This window comes from Klebsiella sp. JN_Kp122 (assembly GCF_040062085.1).
GTDB lineage: Bacteria > Pseudomonadota > Gammaproteobacteria > Enterobacterales > Enterobacteriaceae > Klebsiella > Klebsiella aerogenes.
This window is the reverse complement of sequence record NZ_JBEAHW010000044.1, coordinates 16,193-40,292: the sequence shown is the minus strand read 5'-3', so window position 1 is coordinate 40,292 and position 24,100 is coordinate 16,193. Positions and strand designations below refer to the sequence as shown.

General features: G+C 49.0%; 14 protein-coding genes. 4 read left to right on the top strand and 10 right to left on the bottom strand.

Annotation, left to right across the window (positions count from 1 at the left end):
- Positions 1 to 91: 91 nt before the first annotated feature.
- From ABLU78_RS18570 to ABLU78_RS18550, 5 genes are all read right to left on the bottom strand, one after another.
- Positions 92 to 964 carry an STY4528 family pathogenicity island replication protein gene (locus ABLU78_RS18570; RefSeq protein WP_348820618.1) on the bottom strand — a complete coding sequence of 291 codons (873 nt, stop codon included), beginning with the start codon at positions 962 to 964 and terminating at the stop codon, positions 92 to 94.
- Positions 954 to 1,511, bottom strand: a complete 558-nt coding sequence (locus ABLU78_RS18565; RefSeq protein WP_348820617.1) for a DUF2857 domain-containing protein — start codon at positions 1,509 to 1,511, stop codon at positions 954 to 956. Before ABLU78_RS18565 ends, ABLU78_RS18570 begins: the two co-directional genes overlap by 11 nt.
- A complete protein-coding gene (locus tag ABLU78_RS18560; RefSeq protein WP_348820616.1) occupies positions 1,495 to 2,778 on the bottom strand; it encodes a ParB family protein in 1,284 nt (427 codons plus the stop codon). The genes ABLU78_RS18565 and ABLU78_RS18560 overlap by 17 nt, the downstream gene beginning before the upstream one ends.
- A gap of 16 nt (positions 2,779 to 2,794) precedes the next feature.
- Positions 2,795 to 2,989, bottom strand: coding sequence for an AlpA family transcriptional regulator (locus ABLU78_RS18555; protein ID WP_001561320.1), 195 nt, complete (start codon positions 2,987 to 2,989; stop codon positions 2,795 to 2,797).
- A gap of 138 nt (positions 2,990 to 3,127) precedes the next feature.
- Positions 3,128 to 4,018, bottom strand: a complete 891-nt coding sequence (locus ABLU78_RS18550) for a hypothetical protein (RefSeq protein WP_348820615.1) — start codon at positions 4,016 to 4,018, stop codon at positions 3,128 to 3,130.
- A 160-nt stretch (positions 4,019 to 4,178) separates the two neighbouring features.
- Between ABLU78_RS18550 and ABLU78_RS18545 the strand changes: the two genes are divergently transcribed.
- The 4 genes from ABLU78_RS18545 (at position 4,179) to ABLU78_RS18530 (ending at position 10,330) form a co-directional block, all read left to right on the top strand.
- Positions 4,179 to 4,958, top strand: coding sequence for an HNH endonuclease (locus tag ABLU78_RS18545; RefSeq protein ID WP_348820614.1), 780 nt, complete (start codon positions 4,179 to 4,181; stop codon positions 4,956 to 4,958).
- Positions 4,959 to 5,026: 68 nt separating this feature from the next.
- Entirely contained in the window at positions 5,027 to 5,404 is a 378-nt protein-coding gene (locus tag ABLU78_RS18540; protein WP_032724090.1) for a hypothetical protein, read from the top strand.
- A 324-nt stretch (positions 5,405 to 5,728) separates the two neighbouring features.
- The gene (locus ABLU78_RS18535; RefSeq protein ID WP_348820613.1) at positions 5,729 to 9,244 is read left to right on the top strand and encodes an AAA domain-containing protein; all 3,516 of its coding nucleotides are present in this window, start codon (positions 5,729 to 5,731) and stop codon (positions 9,242 to 9,244) included.
- A gap of 96 nt (positions 9,245 to 9,340) precedes the next feature.
- Positions 9,341 to 10,330, top strand: a complete 990-nt coding sequence (locus ABLU78_RS18530) for a restriction endonuclease (RefSeq protein ID WP_077905616.1) — start codon at positions 9,341 to 9,343, stop codon at positions 10,328 to 10,330.
- A gap of 46 nt (positions 10,331 to 10,376) precedes the next feature.
- Here ABLU78_RS18530 and ABLU78_RS18525 read toward each other — a convergent pair whose 3' ends face one another.
- The 5 genes from ABLU78_RS18525 to brxC all read right to left on the bottom strand — a co-directional run bounded on the left by ABLU78_RS18525 (position 10,377) and on the right by brxC (position 24,092).
- Positions 10,377 to 11,726 (bottom strand): phospholipase D-like domain-containing protein, encoded by a 1,350-nt coding sequence (locus ABLU78_RS18525; protein WP_348820612.1) that lies wholly within the window; start codon positions 11,724 to 11,726, stop codon positions 10,377 to 10,379.
- 116 nt (positions 11,727 to 11,842) lie between these two features.
- A complete protein-coding gene (gene brxL / locus ABLU78_RS18520) occupies positions 11,843 to 13,927 on the bottom strand; it encodes a protease Lon-related BREX system protein BrxL (protein ID WP_021240660.1) in 2,085 nt (694 codons plus the stop codon).
- A gap of 10 nt (positions 13,928 to 13,937) precedes the next feature.
- Positions 13,938 to 16,535 carry a BREX-1 system phosphatase PglZ type A gene (gene pglZ, locus ABLU78_RS18515; protein ID WP_070534010.1) on the bottom strand — a complete coding sequence of 866 codons (2,598 nt, stop codon included), beginning with the start codon at positions 16,533 to 16,535 and terminating at the stop codon, positions 13,938 to 13,940.
- Positions 16,536 to 16,725: 190 nt separating this feature from the next.
- Positions 16,726 to 20,406 (bottom strand): BREX-1 system adenine-specific DNA-methyltransferase PglX, encoded by a 3,681-nt coding sequence (gene pglX / locus ABLU78_RS18510; protein WP_070534013.1) that lies wholly within the window; start codon positions 20,404 to 20,406, stop codon positions 16,726 to 16,728.
- Positions 20,407 to 20,450: 44 nt separating this feature from the next.
- The gene (brxC, locus tag ABLU78_RS18505; RefSeq protein WP_348820611.1) at positions 20,451 to 24,092 is read right to left on the bottom strand and encodes a BREX system P-loop protein BrxC; all 3,642 of its coding nucleotides are present in this window, start codon (positions 24,090 to 24,092) and stop codon (positions 20,451 to 20,453) included.
- Between the last annotated feature and the right edge of the window lie 8 nt (positions 24,093 to 24,100).

The window sequence follows — 24,100 nt, the reverse complement described above, 5'->3', positions numbered from 1 at the left end:
CATCTGGTTCGCAGAAAGTTAATTTCGCCGATGAATGAGGTTTGATTGATAGCTGGTACACCGGCTTTATGCGGTGCGCATAAAATCGGGGCTATCTGCGCCTGCGCCGAAGCTGATTGAACTCGCCCCGCCTGGCTTTCTCCAGCGTTGCCAGCAGATAGGCGAGGGGGCGGTGGATATCGTGGGCGGCGATCCGCCACAGACAGTCGTCCAGCACCTGTTGGCAGAGAGCGGGATCCAGATTGCGCATCGCGCGTTCGGCGGCGCGGCGCTCGCTGGCGCTGAAGGGATTATCCACAGGCCAGTGCAGGTCTGGCGTACGCTTTTGATGTTTATTGTTTAAATCTGTACCAGTATGTACGCAATGCGGTTCCGGCTGCCCGCCAGCCCCCGCCACATCACTGAGTCTTAATTGAAGACTCGGGCATTTTTTACTGAGTCTTCGATTAAGACCAGGGGCGGTCTTCAATGGAGACTCAGTGCAGGTTCGTCCACTGTCCACAGGTTGTTGCAGGGTGAGCAGTAACCCGATGGCAATGGTGCGGATACGCCGGTTGCGGTGGCGGGAACAGGCCGTAAGCAGCGCCAGATATTCGCTGTCCATCCGACAGGCATCGGCATGAGTCAGTGGCGCATCATGCAGGGCGTAGAGGTTGCCGGTGATCCTGCCGCTTTGCTCGTTGCGCAGCCGCTGGCACAGGCTCAGCCAGCGGGTGATCCGCAGCATCATCAGCGCATTGCTGACGGTACTGCGCGAGGCCTTCTCGCCTTCAGGCTGGTCAGAGAGCCAGCCCTGCAGTTCGTTGTAGGAGGGGAAGACGCCGCTGCCGTCGTCGCGGGCATGCAGGCGCAGCAGTTGCCACGCGAACTTGTCGCGCGGGGAGAGGTTGCGCGCCAGCAGCAGGCGCTTCGGCACGCTCTGCTGCGGGTTGCCGAGAAACAGCAGCCGATCGTCACTCTTCATGCAGCAGCTTCTCCTGAGTCCACTGGCGCAGCAGGTTCCAGATAACCGTCAGCGACAGATCGTGTTCGCGGGCCATTGCCATCATGGCGGTCAGCGCTTCGGGTGAGTCGAGCTTGCTCACGCCCGTCTTCTGCCACTCATTCCATACCAGCGTCTCCATCTGCTCATCCGGAGCATTGTTGCGCCCTTGTCGGACAAACAGGCCAATCAGCCGCCGCCGGGCGCAGACCTCCGGCGTGGAAAGGCCAAAGTAGTGGTTGATGAACTCGATGGACGCGCCCAGCGACAGGGCTTCCTCCAGACGCTGCTGGAACAGCCGCTCCTGCTCCATCCTCGCCAGCATCCGGCCCAGCATCTCGTGGTCAATGTGGGTGGTGATGAACTGCACCGCGCTGTTGCTGAGAAACAGGATGTCGTCGGCGGTAAGGCGCGTTAGCTCGCACAGCTCCTGCGGGCTGAAGCCGAGCGATTCGCAGTAGCGGATCTGCCCCTCCTTCAGCGCCTGGACGATGTGGGTGAGCACCGCCTGGTTAACTGAGGGCGTCATGGCGAACCTCCCGCAGCCGCCGCTGGCGGCACAGGCTGATAAGTTGCATCAGTTGCTGGATCTGAGCGTTGTCGTAGTCCGGTGACAACAGTAATTCCAGGGCGGGCATCGGCGTGCTGGTGTCGCCATTCAGGGCCGCCAGCACCTGATAGCAGCGCTGTGCCGCCGGATGGGGAAATTCGTGGCAGGCCGCGAGGGTGAAACCGGCCGGAGCGCTGTCGTCAGGTTGGATACAGGCGTCCAGTCCCCAGCAGGCACACAGCGACCGAGCGGTATGCACCAGCGGCGAGGGCTTTGACTCGCCGGGAGCGGCGGGTTCAGTCGATGGCTCAGGCTCTGGTAGTGGTGCTTTTTCCACTTCCGGCGGTGGCGGCCAGAGGACCTTTTCGACCGGAGGTCCCAGCAGCACCTGCCGCTTGCTCTGGCCATCGGTCAGTTCCGCCAGCAACGTATTCCAGCTCATGCCGCTGCGACAGCTCATCTCACCGAGTAGTTCGTCCTGCACCAGTTGCGGTACCACGCCTTCCGGCTCGCCATTGAAGGTGGCAAGGGCGGTGCTGAACAGGTCGGCAAATTCCGGCTGGCGTTCCAACGGCATCAGCTTTACCCAGACCTGTTCCGCTGCGCTGCGCAGTGCCAGCAGGCGATCGATAACCTTTCGGGTAAGGCCGCCGTAAAGTGCGTTAGGGATGCAGGGCAGCAGCCAGTCGACGGTCTGTAGCATCCGGCTGATTTGCGACTGGCTGACGGGATAGCCGTCGCGGGTGAGTTGCTCCGCCAGCACCTGCTGTGTCGGGCATTCAATACCTGCCTCGAGGTAAAGATCGCGCAGGTGCAGGACCCCTTCCGCCCGTTCGATAAACATCAATCCGTTATGCAGGTCGCTTTCGGCCAGATGGCCGATCAGGCACTGGACTTCGCCCTGCTGCGGTGACAGCGTTTCCGGCCATGGTCTGAACGGCCAGCAGACACGGTGGTAACGCTCATCCTGTGTCTCCTGCCACAGTTCATTGAGGATGGCGAGGCGCGTATTCCCGCCGCTGGCGAGCATGTATTTTTCATCACCGGGGCGACGGGTCAACACCGGCGGGTTATCCAGCCCACGGGCGAGAATTGACGCTTTCAGCGCATCATAGCCGGGGTTGCGGGTGACGCGGGGATTGAGAGAGAACGGCTGGATTTGTTCCAGACTGACCAGGACCATCTCCTGTTCTCCGCTATTGCTGGCACCGTGAAGCCAGCGGTTGAGCAGGTGTGAAGCGCACATAATCTTCCTCCGGCATTCAGACATCGCGGGTAAGCCGGATGCGCTGGTGGATCCACGCGTCCACCTCGCTTTCCAGCCAGGCGACGTGGCGGCTGTTGAGTCGAATGGATGGCGGAAACTGTTGCAGCTGGATTTGCCGGTAAATCCACGATTTACCGAAGCCGATTTTGTCTTCCACCTGGCGTAAGCGTAAAAATCTGTCGCTATTCATAACCATTCCTCCTGTGTCCAGAGTCGTTCACATCAGCACGATGGGCGTGGTTATCAAAGCAGCAGCGTCCCTGCCAGGCAGTAAAAATCCTTATCTGGGTTAGTGAGAGTTGTTAGTTGAAAGGATTAGTTGATCGCGTTACGGCGGTGCGCCGCGCTGGAGGGCGGTTTTCAACGTCTCGCCACTCAGCGGCTGGTGCATACCATCCTCACGCGCCCAGCATTCGAAAATGTTCAGCAGTTTGTAGGGATGGTTCAGTAGTTCATCATCCAGTAGCGGGTTGTGCTTGCAGGCCAGCCACAGTAAACGGGAAAGCGCTGAGGTGATCCGCTCCTTTGATTCTGGCTGGTGGCGAGCCAAAAAATCTTCGAGATGATCGCGGCGGATCACAAGTGATGCATCAGGCGGCAATGAGTCCTCTAAGTAGCAAACTGAAAGGGTGAGTCGGGATTTAAGGTTATCGCGTCCATTGCCATACAGCTGACCGACTAACAGGTGTAGTTCTTCCTGGAGGCTGTTCTGCGTGGCGAGGAGTTCGATTAATAGTTTCCTCAGTGACTTGCGGCGACAGAGTTGATAGTACCTGTCGTTCTCATCGCAGACCACGATGCCAATCTGGTTGCAGCAGTGGGTATCTTTGGGGCAGGGACGGTTGAGTGTTTTCGCCAGTTGCTGGTGGAGCAGCAGGCGCTCAAGGCCGATTAACGGCAAATTCCACAGATGGCTGGTGGTCAGTTGCAGAGTCGGGTCGCGTCTGCACGGCGGAGAATTCGCCATTACTTTGCGGTTGCCGGGTTTGTTGCACTGCGAAGGTGGAAAGGGAGACTTGCTGAATCGACAGGCCAGGCGGCAAGGAGGATTGAGCGGTTTCAGAAGGACGGGCGAGGGGAAGTAGACCGAGATTGGCAGATCGCCGTGCAGGGCATGACGTATCAGGTCGGCGGGCAGCAACGTGATGTTGTGCTGCCGGATGACTTCTGCGGCCTCATCCAGAGTCAGCCACTCCTGGCGGATTTTGTGTGGGGGCATGGGGTGTTCCTTTTTGTGTTGTTGGTTGTGTGTCGTGTTTGTTGATGGTGAAAACCGGTGTGAGATGTTTTTGCTAAAACAACTAACCTGATCAGTTTAGTTAACGATCTTTTCAGACATAATCTGGTGATGAATTACGCTGGAAAAACAGGATGTAACATTGAATAGCTCGGAAGATGATTTGCTTGAAGTGGCGTGGTATTTGTCGAAGTACGGTAAATCTCAACCACCCGTGGGACTGGGTGTTCAGAAATGGAAAGAGGCTTATGCCTTGTTTTATCCCCGTTTCGGAGCGGGCAAAACTGCCAATGAGTTTCGCAATAGTCTGAAAAATAGTCGTGACCGTTTTGATTCCTGGCTTAGTGATGTGCGTGTCGGCTGGCTTGACGAGCAGGGCGCTCCTGCTGCGCTTTCTCATTCAGCGCAGCGTGTGCATCAGCGATTGAGTCTGCTTTCAGAGAGTGTGATTGAGCAGCGCGTTCTTTCGTTAATATCTTCTGATGGAAATGAACAGGCGCAACGTGACTGTCTTATTATTCAGCAGGATAAAAGTATTGAAGATACTGTACGCGAGCAACTGATTGCGGCACGGCTGGGGCAGGGTACCTTTCGGAAAAATTGTCTCATGCTGTATCCGGCATGCCCTGTTACGGGAACGACGTTTGCGCCGTTACTCCGTGCCAGCCATATAAAACCGTGGGCTGCCTGCGAGAATGGGAATGAACGCCTTGATCCTTATAATGGAATTATATTAGCTGCGCATATTGATATTTTGTTCGATCAGGGATGGATTTCGTTTGAGAACGATGGGCGTTTATTAATTAGTAATGAGCTGGATATTAGTGTTAAAGAGCAATTTTTATTGCCAGAGAAAATAAAGACGTTTTCTGTTGAATCGTATTGTTATCTGGAATGGCATCGGGAGAATTTACTGAGATAGTTGAGTTTTGACGAGAATACCTTTGATATAGGATGTCATGATTCGTTTGGTAAGGGGAAAGGTACAAAATGAAGATGGTAAAAATATATTCAACAGGAAGTTGTGATGCTGCAACACGTGAAGGTTCGGCGGAAGTTGTGCTGGAATGTGAAGGGAAAATAAAATATCTGACCTTCTCCTACAGTGATACGACCGCAAATAGATGCATACTCCAGGGCTTTATTGATGGTGTGAATTGTTTGAAGAAACCCTGTAACGTTGAATTAATCAGTTCATGTGAGCTCGGTGTGAAGAAAGCGCAGAAAGGAAAGGGTGTTAATGTAGATTTGCACAAGGAATTATGTGGAATCTTGATAAAGAAAGAATGTGAATATTCTTTTTCTGTCATGCATGGTGAAGGCGACATTTTGAATGCTTTTATTCGCAAGCATCGGACAAAACAATAGCTGGAGAGCCTACATACAGAACCATCTTCGACAGCGCTATTTTCTGAACTTACAGGTTCCAATATTGCATTGAACGCTGCCAGTAGGGCTCACTGGCTTCTGGAGCGTGCTGTGCAATCGGTAACCCTCTGCTGCTTTGGTTATAAAGCTTTTATGTGCCATGCAGCAGGATATGGTTGCCTCCTGGACTCCGTATAACCCGAGTATTTGTATCGAAGCGTGAACAAAACATTGCAGCCAGCTTTTCAACGTGGACAATAGTTATCCATACGGTGATTTTATATTTGATAAATCAATGGATTTCATTGAGTCATAGGACTGGTAATGGATGAAAATGCTTTAGGGTTTGCCTCATACTGGCGCAACTCGCTGGCAGATGCTGAGTCAGGAAAGGGCAGTTTTGAACGGAAAGACGTCAAAAATTTCACTCACTGGCATGAGATAGCGGCGGGACGTCTTGACGAAGCGATTGTCGGTAAATTTTTTGAAGGAGAAAAAGACGACGTCGAAACAGTCGATGTCATCTTGCGGCCAAAGGTTTATTTCCGGTTACTGCAGCATGGAAAGGACCGTTCCGCTGGTGCGCCTGATATTGTTACCCCGATAGTGACGCTAGCCCTGTTGAGCCGTGAAGGTTTTTTATATCCGACGCCAGCAACCTCCATTCCCAGAGACCTGCTTGAACCTTTGCCAAAAGGGGCATTTTCGATTGGTGAGATTGAGCAGTATGACAAATATAAAACGACACATACGTCATTCTCTATCAACTTTGATGACAGCGTTGATAACACTGCCGAAACGGATGAAGAACGAGAAGCACGATATGCAGCCTGGCAGCAGGATTGGCGTCAATATCTGGATGATTCAGAGAGGCTACTGAAGAACGTTGTCGGCGACTGGATTAAAAATCCCGAGCAATATGAACTCGCTGAGCACGGTTATATTGTTAAAACGGCGCAATCTGGCGGCGCCAGTTTCCATATCCTTTCGCTTTATGACCACCTGCTTGTTTGCAAAAAGGATGTGCCGCTTTTCAATCGTTTCGCCTCGCGGGAGGTTCATGCTGCAGAGTCTTTGCTCGCTCCGGAAGCAAAATTCAGCGACAGGCTTGGACACTCCGGAGATAAGTTCCCGCTGGCAAAGGCTCAGCGCGATGCCTTAAGCCATTTTCTGGATGCCAGGCATGGCGATATCCTTGCCGTTAACGGCCCTCCGGGAACCGGGAAAACCACGCTGGTGCTTTCTATCATCGCCACGCAGTGGGCCAGAGCGGCTCTCGAAAAAGCGGAGCCTCCGGTTATTATCGCGACTTCAACGAATAACCAGGCTGTAACCAACATTATCGAGGCGTTCGGGAAAGACTTTTCCCAGGGTACTGGTGCAATGGCCGGACGATGGTTGCCAGAGCTGAAAAGCTTCGGCGCTTATTTCCCCTCAAGCACTCGTAAAGCCGAGGCAGCCAAAAAATACCAAACTGAAGATTTCTTCAACCAGGTTGAGTCAAAAGAGTATGTAGAGGATGCACTGCTGTTTTATCTGGAGAAAGCTAAGGCAGCCTTTCCTGAAAAAGATTGTTCTTCCCCTGAAAAGGTCATTGAAGTCCTGCACAGTCAGTTGGCAGCAAAATCCGAGCAACTGGTAAGACTGAACGCAACATGGCAAACGTTAAGCCAGGTTCGGGCTGCGCGTGAGCTTATTGCTAACGACATTGAGCAATATCTCGATAATTTAAATAAATTACTCTCTGGGCAAGAACAAAAAGTCACTCTACTGAAGAGTGCTAAAACGGAATGGAAAAAATATCGGGCAGGTGAATCACTGATCTATTCATTATTTTCCTGGCTCCCTGCGGTTCGCAGTAAGCGGCAGTACCAAATACAACTGTTTCTCGAAGATAAATTAGGTGCTCTGATTGCGGGAAATCAGTGGTCTGATCCTGAAACCATCGAACGTAATATAGATGGACTGCTCAACTCCGCTGAGCGCGAGCAAACAACCTACCGACAGCAGATTGACTCCGCGCATGAAATCGTTCTTAAAGAACAGCAGGCGGCTCAGGAATGGCAGAGGCTGACACTTGATTTAGGACATGAGAGCGACGAGGAACTGAGCTTCTCACAGGCAGATGAACTGGCTGATACGCAGATTCGCTTCCCTGCATTCTTACTTACGACCCACTACTGGGAAGGTCGTTGGCTAATGGATATGGCGAAGATCGATGATCTGCAAAAAGAGAAGGGCAAGAAAGGAGCTAAAGGGGTAACCGCCCGCTGGCAACGCCGAATGAAACTCACACCATGCGTGGTCATGACTTGCTATATGCTGCCCGGCAATATGCAGATAAGTGAACACAAAGGGCAGCGTAAATTCGAGAAAAGCTATTTATATGACTTCGCCGATTTACTCATTGTCGATGAAGCCGGGCAGGTGCTTCCTGAAGTGGCTGCTGCCTCGTTTGCCTTAGCTAAAAAGGCATTGGTGATTGGTGATACGGAACAGATCCCGCCAATATGGAGTATTGCTCCCGCTATTGATATAGGTAACATGCTGGCAGAAAAAATTCTGTCAGGTAGTACGCAAGAAGAGATAACTGAGAAATATACGGCAATCGCAGAGCTTGGTAAAAGCGCTGCATCTGGCAGCGTCATGAAAATAGCGCAGTATGCCTCACGCTATCAATATGATCCCGAGCTGGCTCGTGGGATGTACTTGTATGAACACCGCCGGTGCTTCGATAATATTATTGGATACTGCAATACGCTCTGCTACCACGGTAAGTTATTGCCTAAAAGAGGGCGTGAAGAGAGCAATTTAATGCCCGCAATGGGTTATCTCCATATTGATGGTAAAGGAGAGCTGGCAAGTAGTGGAAGTCGATATAATTTGCTTGAGGCTGAAACGATAACGGCCTGGCTGACAGATAACCAGCAAGATATTGAAACGCATTACGGCAAATCGCTTTATGAGGTTGTCGGTATCGTGACGCCTTTTAGCGCGCAGGTATCGACCATCAAACAGGCGCTGGGTAAACAAGGTATCAGCACTGGCGCGAATGAAACGTCGCTCACGGTGGGCACCGTGCATTCTCTTCAGGGGGCGGAAAGAGCGATTGTTATATTCTCGCCAGTCTATTCAAAGCATGAGGATGGCGGGTTTATTGATAGCGATAACAGCATGCTGAATGTTGCTGTCTCCCGTGCGAAGGACAGTTTCTTGGTCTTCGGCGATATGGACCTGTTTGAGATCCAGCCAGCCTCATCTCCGCGGGGATTACTGGCAAAATATCTCTTTGAGTCAGAGAAGAATGCGCTCTCTTTTGATTATAAAGAGCGTAAGGATTTAAAAACTGCCGAGACCAAAATCTACACACTCCATGGTGTGGAGCAGCATGATAATTTCCTGAATCAGACGTTTGAAAATACCGGTAAACACATCACGATAGTTTCTCCATGGCTGACCTGGCAAAAACTGGAGCAAACCGGTTTTCTTGATTCCATGATTGCGGCGTGTTCACGTGGTATTAACGTCACGGTAGTTACTGACAGAAGCTACAACACTGAACATAATGATTTTGAGAAGCGAAAAGAGAAGCAGCAGAACCTCAAAGCGGCGCTGGAGAAACTGAATGCCCTTGGTATTGCGACAAAACTGGTCAATCGCGTTCATAGCAAAATTGTAATTGGTGATGATGGTTTGCTGTGCGTGGGATCATTCAACTGGTTTAGTGCGACACGTGAAGCGCGATATGAACGATACGATACATCAATGGTTTACTGTGGTGATAACCTGAAGGGCGAGATTGAGGCAATTTACAATAGCCTTGAGAGGCGTCAGGTTTAGATCAGGAATGTGATTAGCCATCTTAACAGTGTTTCCCCAGTGTAAGATGGCTGTGAGGCATTTTCAGAAGGAATTATTGTGACGACTAAAATGTGGATGATCCGCGGCGATGGCGGAAAATTGTACGATGACTTTAGGGACAAACAGGTTGTTGCAATCGGCTGGTCGCAGCTCGCTCCCTATGTGAAACCGGGATGCTCAAGAGAGCAGTTGTTTACCCGGTATCAGGAGCTTGAGCCACAGACTAAGCCAGGCACAGTTCGTTCCGGTGCTTCCCAGGTCTGGCGCTTTGTGAATGAGATGCAGAAAGGTGACTGGGCTATCACTTATTCACCTTCTAATCGGACCTATTTAATAGGGAAAATCGCCTCAGATTTTGAGTTTCATGCCGAGTGGCTTGAAGATGGCATGGGCATCGCCCGTAAAGTGAAGTGGAATGCGGAAGAGATTAAGCGCGATAGTCTGAGTGATGCAACCAGAAACACCCTTGGCTCAACGCTGACGGTTTTTCAGGTGCCTGATTTTGCCGTGAATGAATTAGTGCAGGGCAAAAAGCCTGTCTCAGATGTCGTGCCGGAAGTACCTGTTTCAGGTGAAGAGGATGAGGTTGTTTCTAATCCTCTGCGCGACATGGAAATGATCGCTTTTGAAGGCATCAAGGATCGTATCAACCGTCTCGACTGGGATGAGATGCAGAATCTGGTCGCAGGCGTGTTACGCAGCATGGGATATAAAACCCAGGTATCGCCTGCAGGTGCTGACCGTGGGAAAGATATTATTGCTTCGCCTGACGGCTTTGGGTTCGAAAATCCGCGCATTATTGTGGAGGTGAAGCACCGGCGGGAACAGATGAGCAGCCAGCAAATCCGTAGCTTTATCGGTGGCCGTCATAAAGACGATCGCGGGCTGTATGTCAGCACAGGTGGATTTAGCAAGGATGCACGCTATGAGGCCGATCGTTCTACGATCCCGTTGACGCTATGGACGCTTGACGATTTGGTCCGCGCGTTAGTGGAAAACTATGAGCAAGTGGATATTGAGACTAAGTTATTGGTGCCGCTTAAGAAAACGTATTTGCCTGCATGAGATTCGATGCCTGTTTTTATATAAACAGGCGTTGCTGTAGGCGATACTAAATATTCACGCGAACTGGATAGCCTAATGCGCGTAAAGCCTTGTTGGTTCTGCCATTTCTGGGAGGAGTATCATCGGGTCTGGCCCATCCAACAACTTCTGCGATAGAGTTAATACCATAATGCTGAAATTTGTATTCATCGTCTTTTCCAGCTTGGTAGATTCTTTCCCACATCAATGAGGCCTTTCCACCATAGAGGACGTAATTGAGTAATTCAGCAATAGTCATGCCTTTTTGATTGGTTTGGCCCATGATCCATTTTGTGAATAAAACGGCGCGCACTTCCTTATTTAAGGATGTTTTGGCTGAATAGCCAAATGTTTCAGCGCTCATTTTTATCACATGGTCCATTGTTGCATGTGTGTAAGAGAATATTTGATAGAGCTTATCCTCTGTCAATGAACCAATATTATTTTTTGACAAGTGTTCGCGAATGTAGGGGGCGTAAATCCCAAGATGAATATCCTCATTAGACGGAGGAACTGATTGGATTTTCCACCAGGAGAGCATATTCATCAATGCTGCTTGTGGGTTTTTACTATTGGTACGGTGATAATCCTCAAAAGGATAAGTATTATCTTGTTGATGAACTTTCTTATAATAGTATGCGTGTAGAAATTGATCGGTTTGCCAAAATTTTGGAGTATCTTCTGATATCCATGCAGGTCTGTAATCATTAATTTGGTCTGAGATACTCTTGATGATTGAAAATGTGCTTTCCCATTCTTTATGGAAACTCTCTTTCCTTCTATCTTTAGTTTTTTTGTTATCAACAAAATTCACGCCACCCCATTCAGGTATTTTCCGCTTTTTGATAAGCTCTCGTTCTTTTTTCTCTAATTCGACTTTTAGTTTTAATAATTGTCTTTGTTCATCAATAATCTCTTTACTAAGATCAACGCAAGAGTCAAGTGACGCTAAGTTATCGAAGAATTCCTCTAACTGTTCAATTAAATTAGAACTGTATAAATCACTCTCAGTGAAGAAAATACCGGCTTCTATATTCGAGTACCATGCACGCTCAGTTAAATTGGCTGAACCAATATAAGCGCCATATCCCTTCCACCAAATAACTTTGCTGTGCAGGCAATCTGGTATAAGTTTACAAAAAATATTATTTTTAACGTTTGCGAGAAGTTTTGATAAAAATGCAGGCGATACAGGAACTGTATGATCATATCGCATCCAAATATCAAGTCGGTGATGGTTTTTTATGCAATGCTCGAGGAGCGTGGTTTTATCATCTCCATAAGCAATGGCGGCAACAACACCATCAATTTCTTTACCTGGAGGGGGTAAACATGATCTAAAAAACTCTCCATTTAATCCGTTGGCAATAAGTTTCATTATTATTTTACCGGGAAGTTTTTCATAAAATAAATGTATTTAGGAAGATGTTATACTAAATAAAAATAATATGGGCATTAACATACCGAGAAATGTGATCCATTCCTCGGTATGTCTTAATTTACTCCCAATGCCTTATAAACCGCATCTACAGGTTCGGAGTAAAAACTGACCTGGAATTTGGTAAACAACTCGGCTGGCACCGTCGGGATATCTACCGCGGAAGACATCGGCAGAAGTACCTTTTTCGCGCCGCTGTCGAAGGCGAGTTGTAAGCTAGCCGCCAGATCCTGAACAGGGTTGATTACTCCACCGAGTGTCATACTGCCTAGCACAACCATTTGTTCCTGAACGGGTTTCGCCAGTAAAACAGAACACAGCGCAATCAGTGCGGCAAGACTAGTCGCGGTACTTGGTCCGGTATTGTGCAATTCGACTACGTGCAGGTGGTACTCATGTTCAGAAAATTTCGCTGTTGCGCTAACACGGCTGAGGTTGCCTTTGAAATAATCAAATCCAACCCGGATAGCTTCCTTAGCCGAGGTGCTTGATCCCAGACCGGAAACGCTATGCTTGCCATTACCGGCAGTCATCTGGGTTTCGAAGCGATACAGGCCCGTCATGCCACTTTCCGCTTGTGTAACCAAATGCACTACGCCAGGTTTCGGCATGCCAGCAGGAATTAATGCGCTGCCGCCCTGCTCCGGCACGCTGACGAAGAATTCTTCCAGCGTTTCGTTATCGATGTAGCTGAAATTCACATCGAAGAATTCCAGTCCGCCCAGCTTTTTAAGCTGTTCTTTGACACGACGACGGGCTTCCATAGCGTAAGTCAGGCAAACCCGGACATCTTCTTTGCTGTAGGCGGCATTAGGATGCAGCAGTTTCAATAAACCTGAAACCGTGCGCCTTACAGCAATAACGTCGCGTTGGTTGAGGTTATTACCCAGCTTATAGAACTTATCGATCGCGTCGGAGAAACTGCGCTTACGCATTTCCCGCATGTATTCGGCGAGATAATCTGTGATAAGGCCGTAGCGATTGGTAAAGAATTCCGGGCGCATTTTCGGGATTTCCCAGCCGGGGATATAGGCATGGAAACGGTCGAAAAACGCCGTGTCGATCATGGCGGCAGGGAAGGGGGCTAACAAATGGCTGGTTTTGACTAACGTCTCAACGCTCTGATTGATGTTGCCGACGAACACCATTGATGCTTTGCCTTCAATTGAATCTCTGCCACGGGAAAACGAGCCAGACGCCATGTAATCTTTCATGATTTGCACGCCGTCTTTGTCTTTGAAAGTGATCCCCGCTACTTCATCAAACGCAACTACATCCCACATGCCAACCAGGCCAATCTGGCGGCTGGCCATGTTGTAAAACAGGTTTGCTACTGTGGTTTGCCCGCCGGAAACTAACAGTGAGTTTGGCGAACACTCTTTATAGACGTGGCTTTTACCGGTACCGCGTGGACCCAGTTCACAGACGTTATAGTTGTTTTCCACGAAAGGGATCATGCGGGTGATCAGGTGCCACTTGGTTCGTTGCTCAATGTTAGCAGGTTCCATACCTACGGAACGTAGCAGGACATCAATCCACTGGTCGCGGTTGAAGTACGTACGTGCGGTAAATACCTCTTCCATGTCCATATTGGGCATCTGGATAGGTTTAAGCGTCATCAGAGAAAAGGGCGACGTTTTCTGTCCTTCCTCAAAGAAGTAGTTCACGGTGATCATGCACCAGATGCCACCGGTCAATAGCTTCTCGTTGTCCTTGACCATTTGCGGCGGAACCAGTGCATCTTTAATGCCGAGGTTGGAGAGCTGGGCTTCGTAAACGTCTTTCTTCTGATTGAGCTTTACCGATACTTTATCGATGATCTTGTAGGATCCTCGCTCACGAATGAGCGATTTCACCTTTTCCGCTTCATCAGGGCGGACGTAGTTATCAGCCAGAATGCGCTTAACGTTCTGCAACCCTTGCTCGACGATCTGGTCATCGTCGGAAGCGCAGTACATACCGAGCAGATACTCCAGCACATAGACCGGGACGTTAGCCCCTTCCTTGAGCTGCTTGGTCAGATCTTTTCGCACCACCCGACCACGAAAATGCTGATTCAGTAAGGCGTCCAGATCGTAACCTTCTGCGACGAGTTCCCCTTCGGATACGGCTGGAACGGGTAAGTCATGATGGGTTTGCATATCGCCTCACTTAAAAGAAATCATCCTGAAATGCCAGATCGATAATCACAGGGTACTTCTGGTAACCCGTTTCCGTTTGCGCATCTTCCAGTATCAGCCAGTATTCATTACGACGATTGAAATTCGCGCCAATCAGCTTCAGCGTCACGTCGCGTATGCGTTTTTCCATGGCATCGTTGTCACTATCAAAACAGATGCGCTCTTTACCAGAAACCACGTTATTGGCGTTATCGACAATAAAGATATTCAGGGTTCGCGGTTCGAACAGTTCGCCTACCGGGTCGGTTTGCAGCAGGCTGACTTTATCAATGTTATTGACGAGTTTGATCAGCGGATGGTAATTAACGATATCTACCGGACGACGCTGAGGTTGCTTCTCGGCAGCGGTTTTCTGCAGCGCTTTTACCTGCAATACGGGAACGCAGACTTCCTGCAGCATGGCACCACCATGCACAAATCGCGCGCCGCCCGAGAAATGGAAACGCTGGATCCCTTTCGGGATCAGGAACTCGCTGTTATCGCTGACGCCTGCGGTATCCGCTACTTTTCCTTTCCAACAAAAATCATCGGCAGGAAGCTGGTGGCCGATAATAAAGCGCTTGTGGTTTTTAATCGTATTGTCTGGTTTGATCTGCAGCGTGGTTTTATCTTGCCCGGAAAGGGACTGCTGCTGGAACAGGAAACCGTGGTCCGCCGTGACGATAATGCGTGTACCATGAAGACGGTTTATTACACGGGTCACTAGATCCTTCAGTTCAACCACCGCGTTGCGGCATGCTTCGAAGGTCTTCTCCTCCGTCGATGCGCTGTCGCCAATGGCATCAATGGTGTTATGCCAGATATAGACGACTTCGTAATCGCGAATAAGATCCCGTCCTTGCTGATTTTTCCATTTCAGAAGAGCGTCGGATTTTACTGCCATCCCTTTATATTTCTTCAGAATTGTATCGCGATTAAGCGTACCGGAGGTAGACAGCCCGTCCGCATAAACGATATCGCCATTACCCGGTTGGTAGCATATCTCGTCATGAGGTAATAATGCAGCCATACCCAGCTGGGTATAGCTGGGTAACACGCCCAACTGGGATCGCAGTTCGGCAGTAAAGCGTTTTTCGGTATTGATCTGGTTGCCCAGCTCTTCAGCCACTTCATAACGCAGCGCATCGGAAATAATCACGAATACGCGCTTGATTTGTGGATTGTTAAACTGTGGCTTAACCACCTCATTATAGAAGTTCTGCTGCCGTGGAACGCCCGCAATACGCCAGTCCTGCATACGGTTTTCGGCTTCCAGAACCTTATTCCAGCTCCGGCTTAATTCTGCCAGGTACCAGTTGGAATACAGCGCTTCGATATAGTCATCCAGGCTTTTCAGGATCATTGCGCCTTTGCTGTGAACCAACAGCGCGTATTCGTTAAATAAGCGGTAGGCCTGGTCAAAGCGGAACAGCTCTTCGCAGTACGCTTTCCAGAACGCTGCGCTGTCCTGATAGTGGAAACCGTCAATATGACGATTACGCAGATTCAGCAGCCGCTCAGCCTGACGAAGCGCGTCATAGATGGCGTAGTATTCCTGACGCGTCTGGCACCAGTATTTGCTCTGGCGTTCGGACAGAAGCTTTTTGAAGGCTTCACGGTCAAGCGTGGTACTCTCTTCCAGAAGTTGCGTCACTAGCGCATGAATAACGGTCTGTTCAATGCTCAGCGTGGTTTCGCACTCGTGCAGATCATACGGCGAGCTGAGACGGTACTGGTCTTCTGGTCGCAGCGCATCCTGCATCAGCTGTGCGCAATAATCATAGGCTTCTTTGTAGCGACGGTCGGCGCGCCAGGTGACCATAAAGGCCAGCGCGGAGGCTCTGCCTGACGGCGTGGTCAGTACGTTTTTTTCCAGCCATTCGCGTTTCTGCGGATCTGCCTGCGCGGAGAGATCGGTACAGAACAGCTTGAGGATCAGGTTTTCCAGGGTCGGATGTTCGGCCTGATAACCCATTTCCTGATTCAGAATGTCCCACAGCACGCCTTCCAGATCGTGGCGTTTCAGCATTGCCAGCGTGTTTTCCAGGTCGCTGTCGTCATCTTTTTGCTGATTAACATATTGGGTAATCAGGCCGAACAGAATCTCTTCCGTTTTTGCGGTTTTTACGCCAGCGATGACCGCAATCATCTTCTTATTAAGAGAAGCTTCGTTTTCCTGCTCAGTGACCAGGCCTTTTAAGGCAGCAAGACGTTTAGTGCTGAAAAATGCCTTCCGGCGTTGAATATGCTCGCGTAGGCCAAGCTGCGGAATGCCTAACGTATTCAGCGTGATGGCGGCGAAATCGGCATGGAACTCCGTACTATAAAGACGAATATCCAGCAGCCAGTCGAACTCTTTGGGAGGCACATCGTGGGGAAACCATAGCAAAAACTGCTGTTCAGGCTCATCAATTTCAATGCGCTTTTTCACTGCCAGCTGTGACTGGTCGGTCATATCGAGCAGCGTGATGTTCTCTAGTTCGAGGTTGCCCAGTTCTTCGAGGAAACGCTTATCGGGATCGTGCCAGAAAACGATGCGGTGTTCGGCGAATTTTGCTTTAAGGCCGGCAATAAATTCCTGATTTTGCAAGGTCACAATCCCATGTTGATTCTGTATATTCGAAGATGCCTGAACGCCTGGAAACTGTGTTCCGCGTTCTGACACAAAGCCGCATTTTATCATGAACTGGAGGTGACGGATGCCTGAATAAGGCCGGTTTCCCGTATCGAGATCACCACCGGACTAAAGCCCGGTGGTGTGGGAAGGTATGCTATCTGACTTACATCACCTCAGGCGCACTGCCGGTAATGGCTTTCACATCCGCCAGCAGATCGCCAAACTTACCGTAGTTAACCTTAACGCCGTCGTCGAGATCAATACTGATTCTCATATCAGCATAGTGGCGTAAACGATCGTCGAAGCTGCGCAGTTCGTTGAATTTCTTGCTCAGGCTATCACGCTCACGCTTCAGTCGCGTGGCTTCACCGCCGGAGGCATCATCAACCAGTTCGTTCAGGCGGTCGATATTGGCCTGGTAACGCGCCAGCAGCGGTACCACATATTCGGTACGCATTCTCGCCAGCGTCGCATCGTTGTAGCGATGCAGATAGACCAGGCACTCAAACGCATTTGCTTTACCAGAGCTGAACAGCCAGTAGATCGGGCGTTTTTTATACATCTTCATATGATCTTTCCAGAACTGGGTGGAAAGATAGCGACGGATGGTATCCAACGCAGGTTCGCCTTTTTTGGGGCTGATCGCGTATAAACAGAGACTTTCAGCGATAAATTCGAGGTTTTCCTGTAAGTGCTCTTCACCCCAGACGGTGCGAACAAACTCTTTGACGCGAGAGGTGACGTCATCGTCAAACCACTCGTCATCCATCAGCGGCAGAATACCGTCATTGTCAGCCGGGAAGGTTTTGTAGGCACCTTCAGCGACTAGTTCGGTAAAGCCTTTGTTGCCTTCGTGGGCATAGACTAGGCCTTTTCGATTGAGGGAATAGCGTCCCATCATGCAACCGATGGAATAAGAGAGAAATTCCTTTATCGTATCTGATTGAAATAGCATGTTATTATCTTCCAATTTTTTGGAAGCATATTTATTATATGGGTTTGAAAAAAGCGTTATATCACCTAATTCAATAGTATGATTATTAAGCCCATTTCTGTAATACTCTGAAATTAAATAATTCAGCTCTGATTCATGTGTAAGACACTTTTTAGTCATTTTCATGGAATCTTCTAGGAAGGCTGAAAAAGTGCTTTTGATTGTACATTCTTTGAACTTTAATAAGCTGTTTTTTGTGAATTCCCATGATATTTCTTGGCTATCCCAATCGTTCTTTGTAATGTCAATAATCTCACGGGTTAAGTTTTTGATATTTTGATCAATAATCAGCCCCTCCGAAATCGGCAACCTAGATATTTCACCTGATTGATAGTTAACTGTTGGAGATAAAAATTCAAGGTACTCACCGCAAGTTTTAGAGTTTAAAAAAGCGAGAATGTTTTCATGAATATGAACTGGGGGAAATGCTCCGTTGCTTGCATCAGAGAATATGAATCCAGAAGGATAATAGCGGACGGAAAATTTGTCACTAGATATACGCGACCATGATAAAGATGGCTTGAAAAATTTATCTTCGTTAACTATCCTTCCACCCACTTGCTTTTCAGGGTTTTCAGAAATAAACTTCCTTATGTCTTTTCCATTGTGCTTCCAATTTATAATGTAATCTTGGTTTCCATACCATTTTCTGTTTGTTCCACCTTTTATAAATGGATACCATTGTTTTTTTGATAATAAGCTATCATTACTTGAATTACAAAATAACTCAATATTATTGTACGATACCTCATGCCAAATCCTTAGGAAACGTTCATTATCAGTGCTAGACATCCCTGATTTTGGATCAGATATGTCACGCATTTTTTTATATTTCCCAAAGCTCTCAATCATAGATTGGGTTATCCAATAGGCTATTGGGTGTGTTGGGATTTTTATGAAGTCATTTTGATTTAAATTCGTATATAAATATTTTTTTTCTTTCAGTAACGCTTCTTTTTCTACCTCATTTTTGCCATGTGTCAATCTTAAAAAACATGGAGTGTAGGATTCTGTTACGGAATTCAATAATATCCACGCTGTTGTTTGTACTACTTCTCCAGAAATTTGACCAAAGGCTCTAGCTCCAAAGTGTGCCATCGTAAGAAAAGTAGCGTTATTGAATAGCCATTTACGGAAATATTCAAAGCTTGATAAAAACATCCATGATTGCATGTTGACTTGCGCATTCAATCCGTTTTCTTTAAGTAAAGAAAATGCATGCTGCATAAACATTGCAAACAAATCGGCTTTACTATCTGGGAAATTATTTTTGGCAAACTCTTTCAATTCACCATTCATTCCCTTACTGCCCATATACGGTGGATTAGCCACCACAACATCATATCGCTGTGCAAGGACCCACGCCTGATGAATATACGGAATAAACGCTTTCGCTGCAGTCTTCTGCTGGTAATCTCCTTCATGTTTCAGGCGATACAGAGCATCAAGAAACGCCTCTAAATCAGCCTCTTCTTCCTGAGGCACCTGAATCAACGAACCCAGCGTTTTGGCATTCACAAAGCGTTTCAGCGTGCGCATCAGCAGCTGATATTCTGCGTTTTCGGTATGGGCTAAGGCGGTATTTTCGGCAAACATATCCCCCATGCTGCCGGTCTGGTTCTGCTGGTGGAAGTTTAGCTGCTGCCACAGTTTAGCAATATCCAGATGCAGACTCTCCTGCAGGGAGACAATATTCAGGCGCACGTCGCGGGTGAATATCCTTCGGTCATCCTGACGGGCCATCATTAATAATGAAAAACCAGAAAGCTGGGCTGCGCGGTTGTCGATGTCGAGACCAAAAATATTATTTTCCAGAATCAGCTGTGGAATATCGCGAGCACGGTAGCCGCGCTCTTCGTAGATATTTTTCAGCACATTATAGGCTTCAATCAAAATATGCCCGGATCCGCAGGCCGGGTCGAGCACCTTGATGCTTTCCGGTTCAATGCTGGCAGGCGTAATGGCAGCCAGCTGCGCCTGCACTTCCGGTGTCTGTTCGGCGGGCTCAATGTAGTACTCCATTTTACCTTTCAGCGGCGAGTCTGGGTAGGTCTGCAACCACTGGCGGCCGACGGAGTTCTGCACCAGATACTGTACAATCCAGTTTGGGGTAAACAGCTGGGTGGCGGCAGGAATATCTTCGCTCTGTACCACCTTGCCAATAACGGCATCTTTTTTCTCAGAGATATAGAACTGATATAGCCAGCCGATAACCTCAACGTCTTGCCAGTCTTCTTCCGGAATACCGTCCACCAGACCGCGCAGAATAGAGTCAGTACGGGTCAGGTTATCCGGCAGCAGAAGTTCAGCTTCATCATCGACTGCTTCAAACAGGAACGGCATCGCACGGTGCAGTGCGTGGCACTGGGCCAGCAGCAGTTCACGGTAGATGGCTTCGTCCTGGTCACCGGACAGCTTCATTTCGACCAGCTGCGCCTTTTTCTCTGGCAGTAAAGCTTCCGCTACTTCCGGCACGTGGTCCAGCACTTCAAAGCCGGTTGGGTTATCCGGGTGCGATAGCATATGGAAGCCGTGGTCAAGGTAGCCGTGGATTTCCATATAACGAATGGCGCATAGGCGGTTAAACCAAGTATAGGCACAGTGTTCAACCAGCACGTCAAAGCCCTGTTCCTGTGCGCGTTTAACCAGACGATCGCGGCGGACGAGGGTGGATTTGGGGTAGTCGAACTGACCATAGCGCACGGTTTCGCCGACGATCTCGGCATCCGCAATCTGCAGATTGCCTTTTTTATCAGCGGAAATCCCCAGCGTGGTTAGTTTCTGGATCACCGCATCACGGAACTGGTTACGGGCCTGTGGAGCGTATTTTTTGATGTTATTGGTATTCATAGAAAATCCTGCAAAGGGCAGCAGAGTGCTGCCCTGAAATGGGGTTACTGAAGACGAATCCGGTCACCTGACTCAATGGCTGCCAGCAGGGCAGCGCGAAGCGTATCAAGCGCTTTTTCCACCTGCTCGGCGGTTTCCAGCACTTCACCACCGGTGGCTTTTCGCATCTCGCTGGCGACATTCACCAGATGCGTTTTTTTCGGTACCGGCTGGATAACGGGCTTTTCTACCACAACATAGGTTTGTTCTGGCTCGGCAGCATTTTTTGCCTCATTCGCAGCCCGTATCTGGGCTTCCTGCTTTTTACGCAGCTCGTCGATCCACTGGTTAATCTTCTTCTCAGCATCCGTTTGCAGCGCTTTCGTCTCTTGCTGTTCCGCCAGAATTTCCGGAATCGAATGGCTGACTTCAGCGCGCTTCCTGGCTTTTTGCATCGGCAGCAGAACGCTGTTTTGCAGCTCCGATGTGGCATGCGCTTCCTGCAAGCGTTGACGACTCTCTTCGATGCGGGCGTCAATACGTTCCAGGGCGTGCTGGCGGTGCTGTTCAACTAACTGATGGTTAACGTTCTGAACCTGTTCAATCAGCGGCGTGATGCGATTGAGATGCTTGTAAGGCTCCGGCATCTGCCAGATGTTTTCCAGCTCACCTAACGCTTTTACCGCCACGGCGTCTTTTTCCAGTGCGCTGCGGTTGGATTTAAAGCTTCCGTTCAGCGCAGCTCCCAGCTTTTGCCAGGTGGAGAACTGCTTGCGGTAGAAATCGACCAAATCTTCGCGATCTTCGCTGAAATCCAGCAATTCGTTTGCCTGGGTGGTGACCTTCTCAATCAGAGCAAACTCTTCTTTTTCGCTAAGAATGGAATTCAGCAGGCGCAGACCTGACTCAATCTCATTTTTGCCTGGATTGTTTCCACCTTCCGCTTTCGCTCTGAAGACATTCAGCTCTTGCTTCCAGTAATCGAAGACCTGACGGATATGTTCAACCAGTGCCGGCTCTTCACGTTCGCTAAATGGCTGCTGGGCAATCTTCGCCATGGTTTGCGCGGCCTTGCGAATTTGTAATTCGTCGTGACGACGAATTTTGTGCAGACGCAGTTCGCTGTGGCGACGGCTGTTATTAAAGAGCTCCCACACCTGCTTACGCTCTATATTGTTATTCTGCTGGCTAAAGCTGAATTTGCCTTTGCGTGCCAGACGAGCAACCAGAAGCTTCACTTCTTCTTCTGGCCATCCATAAGGGCGGCGGGCAAAGTGGTTTAGAATATCGCGTAAATAGACCGGCTTATTGAACTCGATATTCATGCTGACCCAGGTTTCCACTTCGCGCATCGCGTCAGGATTGGATTCCTCCAGTTCGCCCAGATCCAGCTCCGTATCATTTTCCACCGTAAGTAGCGCATGGATTTCACGTGCGATATCGCCGTTGAACGGCTTCAGCATTTTTAGCTTGGCAAACGTGTTTTCAATCACATAGCGGCAGGCTTCATCCACGATGCTGGATGGCGTCGAAGATTTCTTTGGTAAGCGCTCGCCAATTGCCCAGATGTCCGCTTCTGCAATAAGCGTATCCAGCTGGACGCGGAGCAGTTTCTCGCGAACGCTATTCTCACGGGCTTTTTCTGAAAGCAGGCTGGCTTGTTCCGGGCGCTGACCGGCGTTGTCCCTGAGGAATTTTTCAGTCTGGACGACTAAATCAATGTCGGTCCAGGTACGGGCATCGGCAGGTAAACGAATTAAAATGCAGCCATCCCCCTCAGAGGTGTATGGGCGGCACGCAGCATCGTTATCATAGAAATCATAGGTCGGATCTTTGGGGGTAATAATTTTCACCACAAGATCGTTAAGCATTGCGCCGTCTAACGGGTGCCCGTTCAGGAAGCGGCTGATATCAAAGTCCTGCTTATTCGCCGGGTAGCGATACTTCCGATTTTTCAAAATGTCATCAAAGATGATCGATGCCAGTTTTTTATTGATTGCAGAGAAATCGACTTCAACGTTGCGGATTTCGTTCTCGATCTCTTTTTCTTCATTGGTCAGGAATACGTATTTATCTTCAACGCGTGCGATCAACATTAAGCGTTCGAGCGTATTCAGGCTTTTTTCAACACGACGGCGTAGCTCAACTTTATCAGTATCGATTTTATCGATAGAAAGGGTGACCAGGTTATCGGGTGTGCTTTTCAGCAAATCGACATAGCGGATCAGGAACAGCGTTTTCAGTAAGTTACCATCGAACTCGTCCAGGATACCGTTCTGACAGGCCTGGGTAATGGTGCGACTCACTGCCGGTTCCAAGAAACTTTCAATTGCCGCATAGAAACGCCAGAAGGGAACCAGAGAATCTAACCCTTGTGGAGCGATTTGCTTAGCCGCAGTCTGGAAGGCTTCCAGCTGTGAACGTTCGCCCATGGCTAACTGTTTACCAGCGGCACCTTTGGTGCGAATAGATTCAAAGACTTTCTGCAAAATCTGATAGTGCCACGGAACAAACGGGTAGTTATCAATAAATTCTTCTTCACTGGTGTAGGTGCGTAAAGAAGCCGTTGTGGTGGGATCAAAGGCCAGCTGGTTACGCAGAATGTCGCCTTTTTCCTGCCAGACTTTAGCCAGAGCTGGTTTTGCGGCATCGGTTTTCACCAGCAAACGTTTTTGGATAACTTCGGATGTGTTGGAGCTTGAAAGCTGCAAACGGGTAGAGAAACGACCTACGATTTTAGAGAAGTCTTGCCCGTCGCGGCTGCTCATCCCACCGATGGCAGCATCGATATCCGCTTGTGAAGTGACAATAACCCATGCGCGCCCACCGCAGATTACACCGAGATTTTCAGTGATAGTTTGCAGCTTCAGCATCATCTGCGTATTTTTACCGATGAACTGGCCGACTTCATCCACCATGAAGAGGATGTTTTTGCCGTTTTCATCCAGCCACTCTTTAACCCACTGGCAAAAATTATTGATATCTAATGGGAAGTTCTTATCCAACTGTTCCACCCATTGACGCGAGGCATCAACGCTTTGACCTGTGGCCTGGCTTAGGGCTTCTGCCATTTCATCGCTGATGAAATAGTAGGAATCGCGCTCTTTTTCCCAGCTTGAACCAGTGATAGTGGAGAATGCGGTCTTAAATGCGTCGTATTGGCCGCGTTTAGCCAGCTCACGCTCCAGATGGGCGATGTGCGGAAAATCAGCGCAGTAGCCAACCCGTTCGTTAAACACCTTCAGGAAGACTTTAAGGATGGCGTCTTCTTTGTCATCGACGTTAGCACGAGAATCAATATTGAACAGAATCACTTCCGTCGGATGATGGACCGCTTTGTTGATATCAGCGAGGAACAGAGCATCTTTGATTTTTTCTTCAAAGAAGGAGTATGCATTACGTTCTGTACCGTTATGGCTGACTTTGCGGTTAGACAATAGATACGACAGAATCTTGATAAAGTGTGATTTACCTGAGCCAAAGAACCCTGAAACCCATACGCCAATTTTGTTTTCCATGCGTATGCGCTCCGGACCGGTTGCCGGAACATAAGATTCGAAGAAATGGCGAAGATGTCCTTCCAGTTCCCGGGTGATGACGTATTCATCAAGCTCAATCCAGGCACTGGCATCGTCCGTCTGTTCGGCTTTCACAACGCCATTAATATTTCGGTCCAGACGTTTCTCAAAGATCTGTTCAATATTCATTGCTGTGC

Coding starts and splice junctions, on each gene's coding strand:
- ABLU78_RS18525 (WP_348820612.1), bottom strand. CDS start 11,726: ATGAAACTTATTGCCAACGGATTAAATGGAGAGTTTTTTAGATCATGT.
- ABLU78_RS18535 (WP_348820613.1), top strand. CDS start 5,729: ATGGATGAAAATGCTTTAGGGTTTGCCTCATACTGGCGCAACTCGCTG.
- ABLU78_RS18555 (WP_001561320.1), bottom strand. CDS start 2,989: ATGAATAGCGACAGATTTTTACGCTTACGCCAGGTGGAAGACAAAATC.
- ABLU78_RS18540 (WP_032724090.1), top strand. CDS start 5,027: ATGAAGATGGTAAAAATATATTCAACAGGAAGTTGTGATGCTGCAACA.
- ABLU78_RS18565 (WP_348820617.1), bottom strand. CDS start 1,511: ATGACGCCCTCAGTTAACCAGGCGGTGCTCACCCACATCGTCCAGGCG.
- pglX (WP_070534013.1), bottom strand. CDS start 20,406: ATGAATACCAATAACATCAAAAAATACGCTCCACAGGCCCGTAACCAG.
- ABLU78_RS18570 (WP_348820618.1), bottom strand. CDS start 964: ATGAAGAGTGACGATCGGCTGCTGTTTCTCGGCAACCCGCAGCAGAGC.
- ABLU78_RS18530 (WP_077905616.1), top strand. CDS start 9,341: ATGATCCGCGGCGATGGCGGAAAATTGTACGATGACTTTAGGGACAAA.
- brxL (WP_021240660.1), bottom strand. CDS start 13,927: ATGCAAACCCATCATGACTTACCCGTTCCAGCCGTATCCGAAGGGGAA.
- ABLU78_RS18560 (WP_348820616.1), bottom strand. CDS start 2,778: ATGTGCGCTTCACACCTGCTCAACCGCTGGCTTCACGGTGCCAGCAAT.
- brxC (WP_348820611.1), bottom strand. CDS start 24,092: ATGAATATTGAACAGATCTTTGAGAAACGTCTGGACCGAAATATTAAT.
- ABLU78_RS18550 (WP_348820615.1), bottom strand. CDS start 4,018: ATGCCCCCACACAAAATCCGCCAGGAGTGGCTGACTCTGGATGAGGCC.